General features: G+C 60.5%; 12 protein-coding genes. 2 read left to right on the plus strand and 10 right to left on the minus strand.

What is annotated here, in order from left to right; genetic code table 11:
• Positions 1-591, minus strand: a complete 591-nt coding sequence (locus WC392_10885) for a tetratricopeptide repeat protein (GenBank protein MFA5242865.1) — start codon at positions 589-591, stop codon at positions 1-3.
• 59 nt (positions 592-650) lie between these two features.
• On the opposite strand from WC392_10885, the gene WC392_10890 reads away from it, so the two are divergent.
• Positions 651-953 carry a hypothetical protein gene (locus tag WC392_10890; GenBank protein ID MFA5242866.1) on the plus strand — a complete coding sequence of 101 codons (303 nt, stop codon included), beginning with the start codon at positions 651-653 and terminating at the stop codon, positions 951-953.
• Here WC392_10890 and WC392_10895 read toward each other — a convergent pair.
• Positions 950-1,864 (minus strand): TauD/TfdA family dioxygenase, encoded by a 915-nt coding sequence (locus WC392_10895; GenBank protein ID MFA5242867.1) that lies wholly within the window; start codon positions 1,862-1,864, stop codon positions 950-952. The two genes, WC392_10890 and WC392_10895, sit on opposite strands and share 4 nt — an antisense overlap.
• A 190-nt stretch (positions 1,865-2,054) precedes the next feature.
• On the opposite strand from WC392_10895, the gene WC392_10900 reads away from it, so the two are divergent.
• Entirely contained in the window at positions 2,055-3,773 is a 1,719-nt protein-coding gene (locus WC392_10900) for a hypothetical protein (protein ID MFA5242868.1), read from the plus strand.
• A gap of 155 nt (positions 3,774-3,928) precedes the next feature.
• Here the strand turns inward: WC392_10900 and WC392_10905 are convergent, their stop codons facing one another.
• The 8 genes from WC392_10905 to WC392_10940 form a co-directional block, all read right to left on the minus strand.
• Entirely contained in the window at positions 3,929-4,567 is a 639-nt protein-coding gene (locus WC392_10905) for a response regulator transcription factor (GenBank protein ID MFA5242869.1), read from the minus strand.
• 24 nt (positions 4,568-4,591) lie between these two features.
• Positions 4,592-5,248, minus strand: a complete 657-nt coding sequence (locus tag WC392_10910) for a thiol:disulfide interchange protein DsbA/DsbL (protein MFA5242870.1) — start codon at positions 5,246-5,248, stop codon at positions 4,592-4,594.
• A gap of 34 nt (positions 5,249-5,282) precedes the next feature.
• Positions 5,283-5,879 (minus strand): SPOR domain-containing protein, encoded by a 597-nt coding sequence (locus tag WC392_10915; GenBank protein MFA5242871.1) that lies wholly within the window; start codon positions 5,877-5,879, stop codon positions 5,283-5,285.
• Positions 5,879-7,627 (minus strand): arginine--tRNA ligase, encoded by a 1,749-nt coding sequence (gene argS / locus WC392_10920; GenBank protein MFA5242872.1) that lies wholly within the window; start codon positions 7,625-7,627, stop codon positions 5,879-5,881. The genes WC392_10915 and argS overlap by 1 nt, the downstream gene beginning before the upstream one ends.
• 71 nt (positions 7,628-7,698) lie before the next feature.
• Positions 7,699-9,894: a primosomal protein N' gene (locus WC392_10925; GenBank protein MFA5242873.1), complete on the minus strand. Its 2,196-nt coding sequence runs from the start codon at positions 9,892-9,894 to the stop codon at positions 7,699-7,701.
• 312 nt (positions 9,895-10,206) lie between these two features.
• On the minus strand, positions 10,207-11,274 hold the full coding sequence (gene hemE, locus WC392_10930; GenBank protein ID MFA5242874.1) for a uroporphyrinogen decarboxylase: 1,068 nt from the start codon (positions 11,272-11,274) through the stop codon (positions 10,207-10,209).
• Between the two features lie 57 nt (positions 11,275-11,331).
• Positions 11,332-12,768 carry a glutamate synthase subunit beta gene (locus tag WC392_10935; protein MFA5242875.1) on the minus strand — a complete coding sequence of 479 codons (1,437 nt, stop codon included), beginning with the start codon at positions 12,766-12,768 and terminating at the stop codon, positions 11,332-11,334.
• Positions 12,769-17,451, minus strand: coding sequence for a glutamate synthase-related protein (locus WC392_10940; protein MFA5242876.1), 4,683 nt, complete (start codon positions 17,449-17,451; stop codon positions 12,769-12,771).
• Positions 17,452-17,545: the final 94 nt, after the last annotated feature.

The raw sequence follows: 17,545 nt of genomic DNA on the forward strand, positions 1-17,545 counted from the left end.
CTAAACGGCCAAATCCTGCACCAGGTGCGCGAGGTCAGCCCGCTCCGCTTCCTGGATCAGGCGCCGCGTCATGACGGGGTCGAAGCGCAGCAGGTGGTGCACGACTTCCTTTACCTTGCCGGGCTGGCGGCAGTGGTGATAGGCCATGCCGAGCGCGTACCAGGCGTGGCCGTTCATGGGCTGTAGTTCCGCCGCGCGGGCGAGCGCGGTGGCGGCTTCCTCGTGCTGGCCAAGGGTGGCATGCGCCATGCCCATGCCATACCAGGCCCGGTCGAGCGTGGGCTTGAGGCGCGCGGCTTCGCGGAATGCCTCGATGGCAGCAGGCTTGTCATGGGCCTGATCGCGGATGAAACCGAGGTTGAACCAGCTCTCGGCATCGCCAGGCTTGAGGCGCAGCACGTGCAGGTAATAGCCGGCCGCCTGCTCGTGTTCATGCCGTGCCGCATGGAGGTAAGCCAGGCATTTTGCGGCCTGGGCGAAATCCGGATCGGCGCGCAAGGCCTCACGGTATGCTTCAATGGCGGGCTGCGGACGCTTCAGGATTTCAAACAGGAGTCCGCGCAGATAATGGCGCCACGGGTCAAATTTCATGCAGGGTGACTCCTCTATCCGATACAATCCGGAACGGTTGGCCAGGGGGAAATTCAGGCATGGTTCAAATGGATCTGTTTTTGCTGAGCGCGCTGCGGGCGATTGTCGAAGTCGCCGGATTCGCGCTGCTGGGCCAGGGGTTGCTGGCCGTGCTGGCCGGCAAGGCGCGCCAGCAGAATTTCGTTTACCAGCTGTTTCAGGTGGTGACGCGCCCGGTTATCAGGGTGGTGCGCTTCATCACGCCGCGCTTCATTCTCGACCAGCATATGCCCCTGGTAAGCTTTTTCGTGCTGATTTGGCTGTGGGTTGCGCTGGCGTTCGCCAAGCGCTATTTGTGCAACCTGCACGGCCTGAGTTGCTAGGTGGGGTACGCACTAGCCAGTTCAGTGCCCTTTATGCGGTCGTAGTAGCGGCCGCGGTAAAGCAGGCGGCGGCAGTTTTCGTCGTCGCTGAACGAGGCACGGTCGTGCAGCACGTTGTTGCAGATCAGGCCCATGCCTGGTTCCAGGCGGCCATGGAAGATGAAGGGCGAATCACTGTTCAATAGCTGGTCGAGGAAAGCGACAGCAGCCTCCACCATGGGTGTTTTTTTCCAGTGGATGCTGCGGGTGCGGGCGGTGTAGCGCATGTGCAGGTCGCCGCTGGCAGGATGCAGGGAAAACACCGGACCGGTTTCGTCCGCTCGCGCAATGCCGTCTTCATCCATGCGCGCGGGGATGGTCATGGCGTCAGGCTCCATCAGGGCGCGAATATAGTCTGGATTGGCATCGCGTAGCAGGATGTAGGCGATTTCATGATCCAGCAAGCCGTTTTCACCACCGCTGGCCGCGCTGCCTACGCAATGTAGCTGCAAGCCCCATATCTGGCGCTCGCGCGGGTTGTAATAGCCGTCTGTATGCCATTTGATGGGGCGATCCGTATAGGGGATGTAATGCTGGTGCTCGCCGCTGGCATGGACCGCGAGCGAGGTGATGCCGTCATCGTCCGCCAGCATGTTGCGGTCCAGTCGCTCGAGGCCGAACTGATGACCGAGCTGACGCGTGATTTCCTTATCCGCCACGCTTCCCAGCGGGCTGGCGTAAAGTGCCATGTTGGCCTTGCGGCAGCGTGCCAGTATGGCTTCATGCTCGTCCGGGGTCAGTTGGCGCGGATCGCTGACCTGCACCACCAGATCAGCGAGGCTGGCGGGGTAGTTTTCCAGCTTGCGGCTGCGCCAGTTCTGGTAATCAGCATCGTTGTCGAGCGCGAAGGGGTTGAAGCGGAGTGGATTCATGGCAACCTCGAATAGCGTGGAACTTGTCTGCCGGGCAGTATACCCGCCTTTATGGAAGCGTTAAAGAAACGCCAGGGGCACGCCGGGCTTGTGAAATATTCATAAAATTTATGGCATGTACGATAAAATCCGGCACTGGCATGATGGTTGCTATATATAACTGACTGAATAAGCGCTTACTGGAATCAGAATGCTCGACTTTCTGCCTTTTGGCCGGAAAAAACAGACGCCCGCCGACCCCTTGAGCAATCTCAAGGGCGCTACCGTATGGATGCATGAATTGCCCATGGGCGATACGTTTGCGGCGCACGAAAAAGTGGTGCAGGCGCTACACGAGTTTAACGAAAAAGCCGAACAGCCCAGCCTCGACCGCTTGCATGTTCTGATGCATATCGATGAAGGCACTCAGGAGTTGCAGCACAGCCTGGTCCGGCAATATCTACTTAATCCCCGCATGTCACGGCAGATGGAGAGCCGTCTGTGGAATGCGATATTCGCCTTCAACTGGCAGATGGCGCGGGGATATCATGTTTTCATCATGTCTTATGTAGGGGGGCCGAACAATAGCGAGATCCGGCGTGACATTCCGCTGATCACGGCCCGTGCTGTCCGGCACTTTGCGATGCAGGCCAAGTGGCATTATTTCCGTTATGAAGCGATTGGCGCCAAGCTGTGGAAGCATGTTCACAATCTATATCGGCTGGCCGAATATGAGGAGTTCGACCGCAAGCACATGCGTCTTTACCCTCAATGTCAGCGCGATACCAGCTGCGCCGAGGAGTATCTGCAAATGTTGAGCCTCGATGTGCTCAACACCAACAGCCTGTTTCCAAAACAGATCGAGATGGTGGATCTGTGGCTGGATAGCTGGGCAGCGACGCTGAAGCTGGAAAAAAATCCTGATCCTGTGCGGCAGGTTTTCTGCGTCAATCTGGGTGAGGACAAGGGCCCGCGCAGGTTGCGCAATCCCGTTACGGACAATATGTTGCGTTGCTGGGGTAGTGATGAGTTGATGGTGCGGGTGGAGCAGATCCGGGATGCGCTGCGGAATGGCGAAACTCCGGCGAAACTCGGTCTGGGTGAGGACTGCCGCTTGCCCGCGTGCCTTGAATTTATCGACCGGATCGCCCAGCAGTGGTCGCCTTCCGGCACGGGCCGCGCAAGACGAAAGCAGGAGCGGGTTGCTAGGGTCAAGCTGATGGATGTGCTCAAGGATTATCTCGAAATCTGCGCCATGGTGAAGCAGGACAATGAAGCGTTGTCCCCAGGGCAGCAGGAAGATGAGCAGAAAGTCAAAATAAGCTATGAAGAAATGCTCGATGTGCGTCTGTACGGTTTTGTTACCCAGCGCACCCAGGCCAAACTGGAGAAGGCAAGGCAACAACAAGGTGGTGCTGCGCCACCCCAGACCGTGGCGCATCATGAACGGTGGTTGATGGAAAATGAAAGCACGACCGGGTTTGGGGCAACCGTAGATGCTGTCGAGAAGGACTGGATTCGTCTCGGCAAACTGGTTGGACTGAAACCGGAACGCAGCCACAACTGGGTGATCGGCGTGGTGCGGCGTCTCTCGATGCTGGAATCAGGGCAGCGCAATGTCGGTATAGAGGTGTTGTCCGGCAAACCGGTCACGGTCACGCTCAGGGCGACGAAACCTCGTCATAGTGGTTATACCATCGACGGTGTGGATGCCGTGAATATTGTGCTGCCGGTCAGCGCGCTCTACCTGGCTGCCAGTAGCGATGGAAAAGGCGGCGCCAGTCTGATTCTCGACAGCGTGGAATATGCGCCAGGCCGGCATTTCGAGCTGAGCGCGCGCAGTCGCAGCTACGCAATCGCTTTAGGCGAGATGATAGAAAAAGGGGATGACTGGCTGATGGCGAGTTTCGAGGTGTTGAAAAAGAATTAGCACAGCGGAAGGCTACAAAAAGAAAGGCCCCGTTTCCGGGGCCTAAAAATATTGAACAGAAACAAGCATCACACTTGCGTCATGATTGTAGCATGACATGCCGGCAAAAATAGTCTTTCATGACTATGCGGGGCAGCCTTTTTCTACCAGTGGGTTCAGCGCCCATCGGTTCGTTTTGCCAGGCCATGCTCCAGCGCAAAAGTCGCCACCTGAACCCGGTTATCAAATTCCAGTTTTTCCAGAATACTGCGCAGGTGATTGCGCACCGTGTTCTCGGAAAGGCCCAGCGTGTCGCCGATGGCGCGGTTGCTCAGGCCTCGCGCAACATGGCTGACTATTTCCAGTTCGCGCTGGGAAAGCCTGCGGGCAATGCTCGGGCCCAGTTCTCCGCGAGCGATTTTTTGCAAAATCTGCGCAGGGAAAACACTGTTCCCCTGTGAAACGGCAATAATGGAGCGAATGATCTGATCCGGCTCGCTTGATTTGAGCAGGTAGCCATCCACCCCTTTTTCCATCGCGTCACGAATCTCGTGGTCTTCCTCCGCCATGGTCAGCATGATGATTTTGATGTTGTGCTGATGAAGCTCGGGTACAAGATCGAGGCCATTCACCTCGCCCAGGGTGCGGTCGAGCAGGGCAACATCGGCATCTCCGCCTTGCTGCAACCATTCGCGGACATCGGCGGCGCTGGCGAATTGTGCGGAAACGGTAATTTCCGGATGATCTTCCAGCAGGTGCAGCAGTCCCTTGCGAAACAGGGGGTGGTCATCCACCAGAATGATCGAGAGGGGCATGGTCCGCCTTCCGCAATATCAGGCCTAGTTCTTGCCGCCGCGTTCCTGGCGGGCCTTTTTAATCAGATCATCAAGCACGGGCAGCAGCTTTTCATTGCTCCCGGTCTGGGAGGCGGAGGTCAGATATTTACCTTCGACCACCAGGGCTGGCACACCCGAAATGGCATAAGCGCGGGTAAGCTGCTTGGCGCGCTGGGCTTTGCCCTGCACGGCGAAGGAGTTATAGGTCTCCATGAATTTCTTGACATCCAGGCCGTTCTTTTCGACCCATTGCTGAAGGGTTTTTTCGTTGGTCAGGTCAAGGCGGTCGACATGCATGGCATTGAAAATGGCGGGATGCAGCCTGTCCAGCTGCCCCAGTGCTTCGGCAGCGTAAAAGAGGCGTGCAAGGATCAGCCATTTGTCGCTGAATACGGCGGGTATCCTGCGGAAGGTGACATCACCAGGCAGTTTCTTGACCCATGGAATCAATACCGGCTCCAGATCATGGCAATGCGGGCAGGCATAGGAGAAGAATTCCAGCACTTCGATATTCTTGCCGGTTTCAGTCGGCTGTGACGGCGAAACCAGAGTATATTGCTTGCCCAGTTCAAGTTCTGCCCGGGCCGATGCGCTCCACAGCAAGCCGATGCAAAGCGCGGCAAACATCATACGCAGAAATGCAAGATTCGTTTTCTTCACCAAAATTCTCCTAAAGTTTTATATGTGCGAGTAACTAGCGCGCCGTTGTCTGGTCATGCACTTTGACCAGGCTGGCGGTGATTCCATTTTGTGTCAGCGTGTCGCGTACCCGGTTCAAGCTCTCCACGTCGTCGTAGGGGCCGATCCGAACCCGGTGCCATACCCCCTTGTCCGGCACGGCCGCAGTCTGGATGCTGGCCTCGATTCCCATCAAGGCCAGCTTGGCCTTGAGGTTGTCGGCATCGGCTTCGTTCTGGAATGCCCCGGCTTGCAGGAAATACTGGCTTTTGGCCGCGCTTGCCGGATCCCGTTGTTTGATGTCTTTTTCAGTTGCGGGTTCCTCGGTGCCGGGCAGGATGGTATAAAAATCAAAGCGCGGCTTCTCGGCGTTCTTCGGTTTTTCGCTGAGGGTTTCCGCGGAAGGCCCCGGATCAGGCGTAACCTTTTCGCTGCCATTAATTGCCTGGGGTTGGCTGCGCTCCACGAACGGGCTTGGGCTTCCCTTGACGAAGATGGCCACGGCCAGCGCGATGGCAAGTCCGATAAACGTTCCGATGACGATGCCTGCCAGCATCGGGTTGCCTGGTTTTTTTGCTTGCCCTCTCGGGGTGGGTTTGTAGTCGCGGCTCACTACATTTTCTCCGGGCTGCTCACGCCGAGCAGTTTCAGACCGCTCCGGAACACCTCACGCGTTGCAGTGATCAGGGCCAGGCGCGCCAGCTTGACGGCCTCGTCCTCGACCAGGAATTGCTGGGCATTGTAGTAGCTGTGCAATTCACCGGCCAAATCCTTGAGGTAATAGGCGATCTGGTGCGGCGCGAACTCCCGCGCCGCATTTTCCAAAGTTTCCGGGTAAGCTTCCAGGCGCTGCAATAACGCCAGTTCGTGCGGAAGGCTGAGGCATGTCAAATCGGCCTGGGCGAGATCGTTGAGATCCCCATTCCACTGCTTGAGCACGCTGCAGATGCGGGCATGGGCATACTGGATATAGTAGACCGGGTTGTCGTTGCTCTGCGATTTGGCGAGTTCGAGATCGAAATCCAGGTGCTGGTCGCTCTTGCGCAATACATAAAAGAAGCGGCAGGCATCATTGCCCACTTCGTGGCGCAGTTCGCGCAAGGTGACGAAATCGCCGCTGCGCGTCGACATGGAAACCTTTTGCTCGCCGCGGTAAAGCACCGCAAATTGCACCAGCGCCACTTCCAGGCGCGATTCGTCCAGCCCCAGGGCTTGCAGCGCGCCATTGACGCGCGGGATGTAGCCGTGATGGTCAGCACCCCAGACGTTGATGATATGGTCGAAGCCGCGCTCGAATTTATTGAGGTGGTAGGCGATATCGGAAGCGAAATAGGTGTATTGGCCATTCTCGCGCTGCACTACACGGTCTTTTTCGTCACCAAAGGCCGTGGAGCGGAACCATAGCGCGCCGTCTTGCGGGTAGAGGTGACCGTTTTTTTTCAGCGTCTCGATTGCGCGCTGCACCAGGCCGCTGTCGAACAGCGATTTCTCAGAGAACCAGGTGTCGAAACTGACGCCGAATTCCATCAGGTCGTTGCGGCAGTCACCGAGCTGTTCGGTGAGAACGAAATCATGAATGTAGGCATAGTCGTCGCAGAGCAGCTTCTTGGCATTGGCGATCAGGCCATCGAGATGCGACTCGTTCTGCTGTTTGGCCCACTTCTCGTCCTGCTTCAGCTCTTCCTCGGTGGAGCGAGGCGGCACCCCTTCCAGCAAGGTCCAGGGTTGATGCACATAGCGGTCGCCATGCAGCCGCCTGATTTCACCTGCCATGTCGCGCACGTATTGGCCCTGATAGGCATTGGCAGGGAAGGGCACGTTGATGCCGTTAAATTCCAGGTAACGCAGCCAGGTGGACAGCGCCAGGATATCCATTTGCCGACCGGCATCGTTGATGTAGTACTCACGCTTGACCTCGAATCCTGCTGCCGCCAGCACATTGGAGAGGCTCATGCCAAAGGCGGCTCCGCGGCCATGGCCGACGTGGAGCGGGCCGGTCGGGTTGGCGGAAACGAATTCAACCTGGGTTTTTTTGCCTTTTCCCGCCTGGCTGCGGCCAAATTCAGGACCCTGTTGCAGGATCGTGCCAACAACGCGCTGCTTGGATGCCGCGCTGAGGTAAATATTGATGAATCCGGCGCCGGCTATTTCGGCTTTTTCGACCCAGGGCGAGGCGGGCAGCGCGTCCAGCAGAGCACTGGCGATTTCGCGCGGATTACGTTTAAGCGATCGCGCCAGTTGCATTGCCAGGTTGCAGGCGTAATCGCCATGCTGAACCTGCTTGGGGCGTTCAAGAACGATGTTGGCCTCGGTGGCCTCAGGAACAGCGATATGCAGTGCCTGGGTAAACAAATCAGTCAGATGCTGTTTCAAGTCAATATCCCAAGACAAGCGGTAAAGCCGCATATTCTAAAGCTTTCTTCGTGCAGCGGCTAGAAATCCAGCGGGTCCACATCCAGCGACCAGCGCACTTGGCGCGCCTTGATTTCCGTCAACGCCCCGTTCCAGTGATGCAGGAAGTGCTGCAAATCGCGGCGTGAGTCCGCCTGCACCAGCAACTGGGCGCGTTCGCGCCCGGCGAGGCGGGCCATGGGGGCGGGCACGGGGTCGTAAAGCGTGACCGCGCCGGAAACCGGCGCGGCCAGTTTTTTTGCCTGGCGCAGGAACGCCAGAGACGTTTCCAGCTGCGTTGCCTCGGCGCGCAGCAGGGCCTGGTGGCAGAAGGGGGGGAAGCCGGCCTGCTTGCGCTCCGCCAGCTGATCTTTGGCGAAGGCCTCGTAGTCCTGGCGGCGCAAGGCCTCGAACAGGGGATGATCGGGGAACTGGGTCTGGATCAGCACCGTGCCCGGCTCGGCGGCGCGCCCGGCGCGCCCTGCAACCTGCATCAGCTGGGCGAAGAGGCGCTCTGCCGCGCGGAAATCGGCACTGTACAGCGCGCCATCCACATTGAGTGCGCCGACCAGGGTGAGGCGCTTGAAATCATGGCCCTTGGCTAGGATCTGGGTGCCGACCAGAATATCCACGCGCTCCTCGTGCACTTCCTGCAGCATTTCCTTGAGGGCGTGCTTGCGTCGCGTGCTGTCGCGATCGATGCGCAGGATGCGGGCGGCGGGGAAATGCTGCGCCAGGGCGTCTTCCAGGCGCTGCGTGCCTTGCCCCAGGGGGGCAAGGTCGGGATTGCCGCAACCCGGGCAGGCGCGCGGAATGCGTTCTTCGTGGCCGCAGTGGTGGCAGCGCAGGTGCCGCTCGCGCAGATGCACCACCAGCCGGCTGGAGCAGCGCGGGCAGGGGGCCAGCCAGCCGCACTGGTTGCACATCAGAACCGGCGCATAGCCGCGCCGGTTGATGAATACCAGGCTTTGCCGGCCTTGTTCGAGGTTCTCGGCCAGTGCCAGAAGCAGCGTGGCAGACAGCCCATCCTGCGGTTTCTCGCTGCGCATGTCCACGCAACGAATGGCGGGCAGTTGTGCTTCTTCAACCGCGCGCCGGGTCAGGCGCAGCAGGCGGTAACGTCCTTCAAGGGCGTTATGGTAGCTTTCCAGCGCGGGCGTGGCGGAGCCGAGCAGGATGGGAATGTTGCGCTGCTTGGCGCGCGCCACCGCCATGTCACGCGCACTGTAGCGCAGTCCGTCCTGTTGTTTGAACGAGTTGTCGTGCTCTTCGTCCACGATGATGAGGCCCAGTTCCGGCAGGGGGGTGAACACGGACAGCCGTGTGCCGAGGACGATGCGAGCCTGTCCGGACTGGGCCAGCAGCCAGTGGTGCAGGCGCTCGCTGTTATTGAGACTGCTGTGCAGGCTGACCACGGGCACGCCGGGGAAGCGGGTCTGGAAGCGCGCTTCCAGTTGTGGCGTGAGGTTGATCTCCGGCACCAGCACCAGCACCTGCCGGCCTTGCTCCAGTTGCTTTGCGGTCAGGCGCAGATAGACCTCGGTTTTGCCGCTGCCGGTGATGCCCAGCAGCAAGGAGGCCGAGAAACCCGCAGGTGCGGACGCGAAGCCAGCAATCACGGCGGCCTGTTCCGGGTTGAGCGCGGGCAATTCCTGGGGCACACCCGGGATGGCTGGAATTGACTGACTGGTGCGGACTTCCTGCTGCTGTGCGATCCAGCCCGCCGCAAGCATTTCCTTGAGATGCTTGCTCGCACCGGGTGAGAGGGCAAGCAGTATTTCCCGTGCAGTAGCCGGGGCCAGGCTCAGTTGAATCAGCAGTTTGCGCTTTACTATTGAGCGCGAGGGCAGTGCGTCCGGCTTTGGCGCGGCTTCGCTCAATGCGTAGCTGATCTGGCTGGGCAGCGCGGCGGCCTTGCCGCAACGCAGGCGTTGCGGCAAGGCCGTGAAGATCACTTCGCCCAGCGGGTGATGGTAATAATCTGCGCAAAAATGCAGCAACTTGAGGATGTCCGGCGAAAGTGCCGGCACATCCCGGAACACTTCCAATACCGGCTTGATTTGCGCAGCGGGATAATCCGAATGGCTGGCAAGGGCGATAATCATGCCCACCATTTTTCTGCGCCCGAAGGACACCAGTACCCGCCGGCCCACATCCTCCGCACATATTCCATCTGCCCGGTAGTCAAACAGGGTATCGAGGGGAACATCAAGGGCGATTTTGAGTATGTGGGTCATTTGAAGACCCTAAATTGGCGTAAACATTTCAAGTCGAATATACAAATAAGGTAGTAACTTACTGTAGTGAGAGCGCTTTTTAAGTTGCCCACAGAGTCTGTGGATAACTCTGTGGGTAATGCGCTGCCAAGTAGAATAATTGCTTGGTAGAAAAGGACTTTTTACTTTCGTGCAGTCCATGGGCAGTTGTTATAAATCGATATATAACAAATGGTTAGAATAAATCCCCAATAATTTGGGGATTATTCTATTGACGAGGAGAGTTTTTTTAGGGCTGTGCATAAATCGGCACAAATAGCGCCCTGAACAAGCCTAGTTGTGGTATGGGCGGCTCAACTCGTGCACTGCTTCGACCAGCGCGGCTGCGTTCTCTGGCGGGGTGAACTGTGAAATGCCGTGGCCGAGGTTGAAGACGTGGCCGGAACCCTTGCCGTAGGAAGCCAGAATTTTGCCCGTTTCAGCACGAATAACTTCAGGGTTGGAGAACAGCACGGTAGGATCGATATTACCCTGCAGCGCTACCTTGTCACCCACGCGGCGGCGAGCTTCGCCAATATCTATCGGCCAGTCCAGGCCAACGGCATCGCAACCGGTATTGGCGATGCTTTCCAGCCATAAACCGCCGCCCTTGGTGAACACGATGACGGGAATCTTGACGCCATCTTTTTCGCGCGTCAGGCCGCTGACGATTTTTTCCATGTAAGCCAGGGAGAACTCGTGGTAGGCCGCGTGGCTGAGCGCACCGCCCCAGGAATCGAAAATCATCACTGCCTGGGCGCCGGCCTCGATCTGGGCGTTGAGGTAGGTGGTGACAGCCTGGGCGTTGATGTCGAGGATGCGATGCAGCAGGTCGGGGCGGCTGTAGAGCATGGTCTTGATCAGCGTGAAATCGCTGCTGCTGCCGCCCTCCACCATGTAGCAGGCCAGCGTCCACGGGCTTCCGGAGAATCCGATGAGCGGCACGGAGCCATCCAGCGCCTTGCGGATCTGCGTTACCGCGTCCATCACGTAGCGCAGATGCACGTTGGGATCGGGCACGCTGAGATCACGGATTTCCCACTCATCGCGCAGCGGGCGCTCGAATTTCGGGCCTTCGCCCTGGGAAAAATACAGGCCCAGGCCCATGGCATCGGGGATGGTGAGAATGTCGGAAAACAGGATCGCGGCGTCGAGGGGAAAGCGCGCCAGCGGTTGCAGCGTCACTTCGGTGGCCAGGTCGGGGTTTTTGCACAGCGACATGAAGTCGCCGGCCCGCTCGCGGGTCTTGTTGTATTCCGGCAGATAGCGCCCGGCCTGGCGCATCATCCAGACCGGGGTGTATTCGGTCGGCTGGCGCAGCAGGGCGCGCAGGAAAGTGTCGTTTTTCAGTTTGCTGGGCATCTTGTAACCTTTTAAAGTCCCCAAGCCATCGCCCGCAAGCGATTCGAGGGGGGTAAATTACTTGGGCAAATCAGAGCAACCCATCAGGTATTCATCGACGGCCCGTGCGGTCTGGCGCCCTTCGCGTATGGCCCATACCACCAGCGACTGGCCGCGGCGCATGTCGCCCGCGGCAAATACCTTGTCCACCGAGGTCTGGTAGCAGCCAGCACCCTCCGTTGCGGCCCTGGCGTTGCCGCGGCCGTCCTTTTCCACGCCGAAGGCATCCAGCACTTTTTGCACCGGGCTGACGAAGCCCATTGCCAGCAGCACCAGATCGGCCTGCAGCTCGAATTCGCTGCCGGGGATTTCGAGCATCTTGCCGGCACTCCATTCCACGCGCACGCAGCTCAACTTCTCGACCTTGCCATTGGCGCCGAGGAAAGCCTTGGTGGTGACCGACCAGTCGCGCGTGCAGCCTTCTTCCTGCGAGCTGGAAGTGCGCAGCCTGAGCGGCCAGTTGGGCCAGGTCAGCGCCTTGTCTTCCTGCTCGGCAGGGCGCGGCATCACCTCGATCTGGGTGACCGAGAGTGCTCCCTGGCGGATCGAGGTGCCCACGCAGTCGGAGCCGGTATCGCCGCCGCCGATCACCACCACATGCTTGCCGGTAGCCAATATCTGCTGGGACAGCACATCGCCGGCAACCACCTTGTTCTGCTGTGGCAGGAATTCCATGGCGAAATGCACGCCCGGCAGTTCCCGTCCCGGCACAGGCAAGTCGCGGGCCTGCTCGGCGCCGCCGCTCAGCACCACGGCGTCGAAGCCGTCCATGAGCTGCTGCGCGGGCACCTGTTCGCCGGCCTGCTGATTGACGCGGAATTCCACGCCCTCCGCGCGCATCTGTTCGATACGGCGGTCGATGTGCGATTTCTCGAATTTGAAATCGGGGATGCCGTAGCGCAACAGTCCGCCGATGCGGTCGTTCTTTTCGAACACCACCACGTCATGTCCGGCGCGCGCCAATTGCTGCGCACAGGCCAGTCCGGCGGGACCGGAGCCGACGATGGCGACTTTCCTGCCGCTTTTCTTCGCGGCCGGTTGTGGCACGACCCAGCCTTGCTCCCATCCCTTGTCGATGATCGCGTGCTCGATGGACTTGATGCCCACCGCATCGTTGTTGATGTTCAGCGTGCAGGCTGCCTCGCAGGGTGCGGGGCAGACGCGGCCGGTGAATTCGGGGAAGTTGTTGGTGGAATGCAGCACGTCCAGCGCCCTTCTCCAGTCATCTCCCTTGCCCCGGTACACCAGGTCATTCCAGTCCGGAATGATGTTGTTGACCGGGCAGCCGCTGGTGCAGAAGGGGATGCCGCAGTCCATGCAGCGCGCGCCCTGGATGGCGGCCTGCTCGTCCGTCAGGTGTTGCACGAATTCGCGGTAGTTTTTCACGCGCTCCGCGACCGGAAGGCTCGCCTCGTCCTGGCGCTGCAATTCCATGAATCCGGTAGGCTTGCCCATTTATGCAACCTCCTTTGCCTTGGCCTGCTGCGTTGCGATTCCCTGCAAGGCGCGGCGATATTCGGTGGGCATGACCTTGACGAACTTCGGCAGATAGCTTGCCCAGTTGTCGAGGATTTCCTTCGCGCGCGCGCTGCCGGTGTAGCGCAGGTGTTTTTCGATTTTTCCGCGCAGCGCCGCTGCGTCGGCCTTGCCCAGGTGATTGAAGTGCACCCGGCCATGCGTCCCCACGTCGCCGGTTTCGCTGGCGGCCGCCTCTTCCGGGATCGGCTCCAGCTGTACCATGGACAGGTTGCAGCGGCGTTCGAAGCTGCCGTCCTCGTCGAGCACGTAAGCCACGCCGCCCGACATGCCGGCGGCAAAATTGCGGCCGGTCTGGCCCAGCACGATGATCATGCCGCCGGTCATGTATTCGCAGCCGTGGTCGCCCAGGCCTTCCACTACAGCGACGGCTCCTGAATTGCGTACCGCGAAGCGCTCGCCCGCCACGCCGCGGAAATAGCATTCCCCGCTGGTCGCGCCGTACAGCACGGTGTTGCCGACGATGATGTTGTCTTCCGCCACGATCGGGCAATCCGCGGGCGGCATCACCACGATGCGGCCGCCGCACAGGCCCTTGCCGACATAGTCGTTGCCCTCGCCGGTCAGCTCGAAGGTGACGCCATGGGCGAGGAAGGCGCCGAAGCTCTGCCCTGCCGTGCCGGTCAGTTTTACCGTGATGGTGTCGTCAGGCAGCCCGGCCTGGCCGTAGCGTTTCGCCACCTCGTGCGACAGCATGGTGCCGGCGGTGCGGTTGGCGTTGCCGATAATGCTGTTGATCACCACTGCCTGGCGGTTTTCCAGGGCGGCCGTGGCTTGGGCGATGAGCTGGTGGTCCAGCGCCTTGTCCAGGCCGTGGTCTTGTGCCTCGGCGTGGAGGCGCGCCACGCTGGCCGGCATGGCCGGCTGATGGAAGATTTTGGAGAAGTCCAGCCCCTGGGCTTTCCAGTGCGCGATGCCGTGTTTCATGTCGAGCAGGTCGCTGCGGCCGATCAACTCATCGAACTTGCGGATGCCCATCTGCGCCATGAGCTCGCGCACTTCCTCGGCAACGAAGAAGAAGTAGTTCACCACGTGCTCGGGCTGGCCGGTGAATTTCCTGCGCAGCGCCGGGTCCTGGGTTGCCACGCCCACCGGGCAGGTGTTGAGGTGGCACTTGCGCATCATGATGCAGCCTTCCACCACCAGCGGCGCGGTGGCGAAGCCGAATTCGTCCGCGCCCAGCAAGGCGCCGATCAGCACGTCGCGTCCGGTCTTGAGCTGCCCGTCCACCTGCACGGCTACGCGCCCGCGCAGCTGGTTCAGCACCAGGGTCTGCTGGGTTTCCGCCAGGCCGAGTTCCCACGAGGTGCCGGCATGCTTGATGGAAGACAGCGGCGATGCGCCGGTGCCGCCGTCGAAGCCGGACACCACGATGTGGTCGGCCTTGGCCTTGGAGACGCCGGCCGCCACCGTGCCCACGCCCACTTCGGAGACCAGCTTGACCGAGATGGTGGCGCCGGGATTGGCGTTTTTCAGGTCATGGATCAGTTGCGCGAGATCCTCGATCGAGTAGATGTCGTGGTGCGGCGGCGGGGAAATCAGGCCCACGCCGGGTACCGAGAAACGCAACTGGGCGATGTATTCGGACACCTTGTGGCCCGGAAGCTGGCCGCCCTCGCCGGGCTTGGCGCCTTGCGCCATCTTGATCTGGATCTGGTCGGCGCTCGACAGGTATTCCGCCGTCACGCCAAAGCGGCCGGAGGCCACCTGCTTGATGCGCGAGCGCAGCGAATCGCCTTCCTGCATCACCAGGTCGCGCTCGATGCGGCCCTTGCCGATAATTTCGGAAAGTTTTTCGCCTGCTTTTACCGTTCTGAAGCGGGCGGCGTCCTCTCCACCTTCGCCGGTATTGGATTTGCCGCCGATGCGGTTCATCGCGATGGCCAGCGTGGTATGGGCCTCGGTGGAAATGGAACCGAGCGACATCGCGCCGGTAACGAAACGCTTGACGATTTCCTTCGCCGGCTCGACTTCGTCCAGCGGCACTGGCGCGTTCGCTGGCCTGATTTCGAACAGTCCGCGCAAGGTTTTCAACTGCGTGCCCTGATCGTTGATCAGCTTGGCGTATTCCTTGTAACTCTGAGCATTGTTGGCGCGCGTGGCGTGTTGCAGCTTGGCAATGCTTTCCGGCGTCCACATGTGGGCTTCGCCGCGCACGCGGTAGGCGTATTCTCCGCCCGCTTCCAGCGCGTTGGAGAGTACCGGGTCGTTGCCGAAGGCGGACTGGTGGGTGCGCACGGCTTCCTCGGCGATCTCGCCGATGCCGACGCCTTCGATCTGGGTGGCCGTGCCGGTGAAATAGCGCGCGACAAAACCGGCGTTGAGGCCGACCGCCTCGAAAATCTGGGCGCCGCAATAGGACTGGTAAGTGGAGATGCCCATTTTGGACATGACTTTCAGCAGCCCCTTGTTGATGGCCTTGATGTAGCGCTTGTTGGTTTCCTTGCTGCTCAGCCCGGCAGGCAGGGAGCCGGTCAGGGCATCAACGGTTTCAAAGGCCAGCCAGGGGCATACCGCCTCCGCGCCATAGCCGGCGAGCAGGGCGAAATGGTGTGTTTCGCGGGCGGAACCGGTGTCCACCACCAACCCGGCGCTGGTGCGCAGGCCTTCGCGCACCAGGTGATGGTGCACGCCCGCGCAAGCCAGCAGTGCCGGGATGGCCACACGGTCACGCGCTATTGCCCGGTCGGACAGGATCAGCACGTTATAACCGCCCGTCACCGCATCATGCGCAGCTTCACAAAGAGCCGCGATCGCGGCTTCGCAGCCCGCCGCGCCGTGCGCGACCGGATAGGTGATATCCAGCACCTGGGCCTTGTAGCGCCCCTGGGTGAGCTGGCCGATATCGCGCAGCTTCGCCAGGTCCTCGCTGGACAGCACCGGCTGGTGGACTTCCAGGCGCAGCGGCGGATTGGTCTCGTCGATGCCGAGCAGATTGGGTTTCGGCCCGATGAACGAAGTCAGCGACATCACGATCTCTTCGCGGATCGGATCGATCGGCGGGTTGGTGACCTGGGCGAAGAGCTGCTGGAAATAATCGTACAGCGAGCGGTTCTTGTTGGAGAGCACCGGCAGGGCGGAGTCGCTGCCCATGGAGCCGGTCGCTTCCTCGCCTGCCGCGGCCATGGGCGCGAGGATGAATTTGAGGTCTTCCTGCGAATAGCCGAAGGCCTGCTGGGTGTCGAGCAGGCTTTCCTGGCGCGCGGGCTTGCCGTCCACGGCGGGCAGATCGCCGAGGAAATAGCGCGATTTCTCGATCCATTCGCGGTAGGGCTTGGCGGTGGCGAGCTGCTGTTTCAGTTCGGCGTCGTCCACGATACGACCCGCCACGAGGTCGATCAGGAACATCTTGCCCGGCTGCAGGCGCCATTTTTTCACGATCCTGTGCTGCGGGATGTCGAGCACGCCCATTTCGGACGCCATCAGCACCACATCGTCGTCGGTAATCAGGTAACGCGCCGGGCGCAGGCCATTGCGATCCAGCGTGGCGCCGATCTGGCGGCCATCGGTGAAGGCCACGGCGGCGGGGCCGTCCCAGGGTTCCATCAGGGCGGCGTGGTATTCGTAGAAGGCGCGGCGCTCCTCGTCCATCAGGGGGTTGCCCGCCCAGGCTTCGGGGATCAGCAGCATCATCGCGTGAGGCAGCGAGTAGCCGCCCGCCACCAGCAGTTCGAGGGCGTTGTCGAAGCAGGCCGAGTCGGACTGGCCGTCCACGATCAGGGGCCACAGCTTTTCCAGGTCAGCGCCCAGCAGCTTCGAGGACATCGCCGCATGGCGCGCCGCCATCCAGTTCACGTTGCCGCGCATGGTGTTGATTTCGCCGTTGTGGGCGATCATGCGGAAAGGGTGAGCCAGGTCCCAGGTGGGGAAGGTGTTGGTGGAGAAACGCTGATGAACCAGCGCCAGCGCGCTGATGACGTTCTCGTTCTGCAGGTCGAGGTAATATTTGCCGACCTGGTCGGCCAGTAGCATGCCCTTGTACACGATGGTGCGCGCGGACAGGGAGGGGATATAGAAGCCCTTGCCCATCTCGCCGGGCAGCTTGCGCACGGCGTGCTCGGCGGTCTTGCGGATGACGAACAGCTTGCGTTCGAAGCTGTCGGCATCCGGACAGTTGGCGCCGCGGCCGATGAATACCTGGCGTACCACCGGTTCCACTGCCTTGACGCTCTCGCCCAGGCTGGCGTTGTCCACCGGCACGTCGCGCCAGCCCAGCAGGGTCTGGCCTTCCGCGGCGATTTTTCCGGCGATTGCACCTTCGCAGGCGGCGCGCGCGGCGGCATCACGCGGCAGGAAGATCATGCCGGCGCCGTATTCGCCCGTCGCGGGCAGGGTCACGCCCTGGGCGGCACAGGCGGCGCGCAGGAATGCATCGGGAATCTGGATCAGGATACCGGCGCCATCGCCCTCCAGCGGGTCGGCGCCCACCGCGCCGCGATGGGTGAGGTTTTCCAGAATCTGCAAGCCCTGGCGAACCATGCTGTGGCTCTGTTTACCCTTGATATGTGCGACAAAGCCCACGCCGCATGCGTCGCGCTCCTGGCGCGGATCATACAAGCCCTGTTGTGCCGGCAACGAAAGATGGCTCACGTCGTTCCTCATCAAATCATGTACAGTTGTTTGAAATCGTTGACCTCAAAGCGCCAGGATACCCATGTAAAATCAGCGCGAAAGGGCGGAAATGTTACCCCGTCTC

This window comes from Sulfuricella sp. (genome assembly GCA_041651995.1).
Classification (GTDB): Bacteria; Pseudomonadota; Gammaproteobacteria; order Burkholderiales; family Sulfuricellaceae; genus Sulfurimicrobium.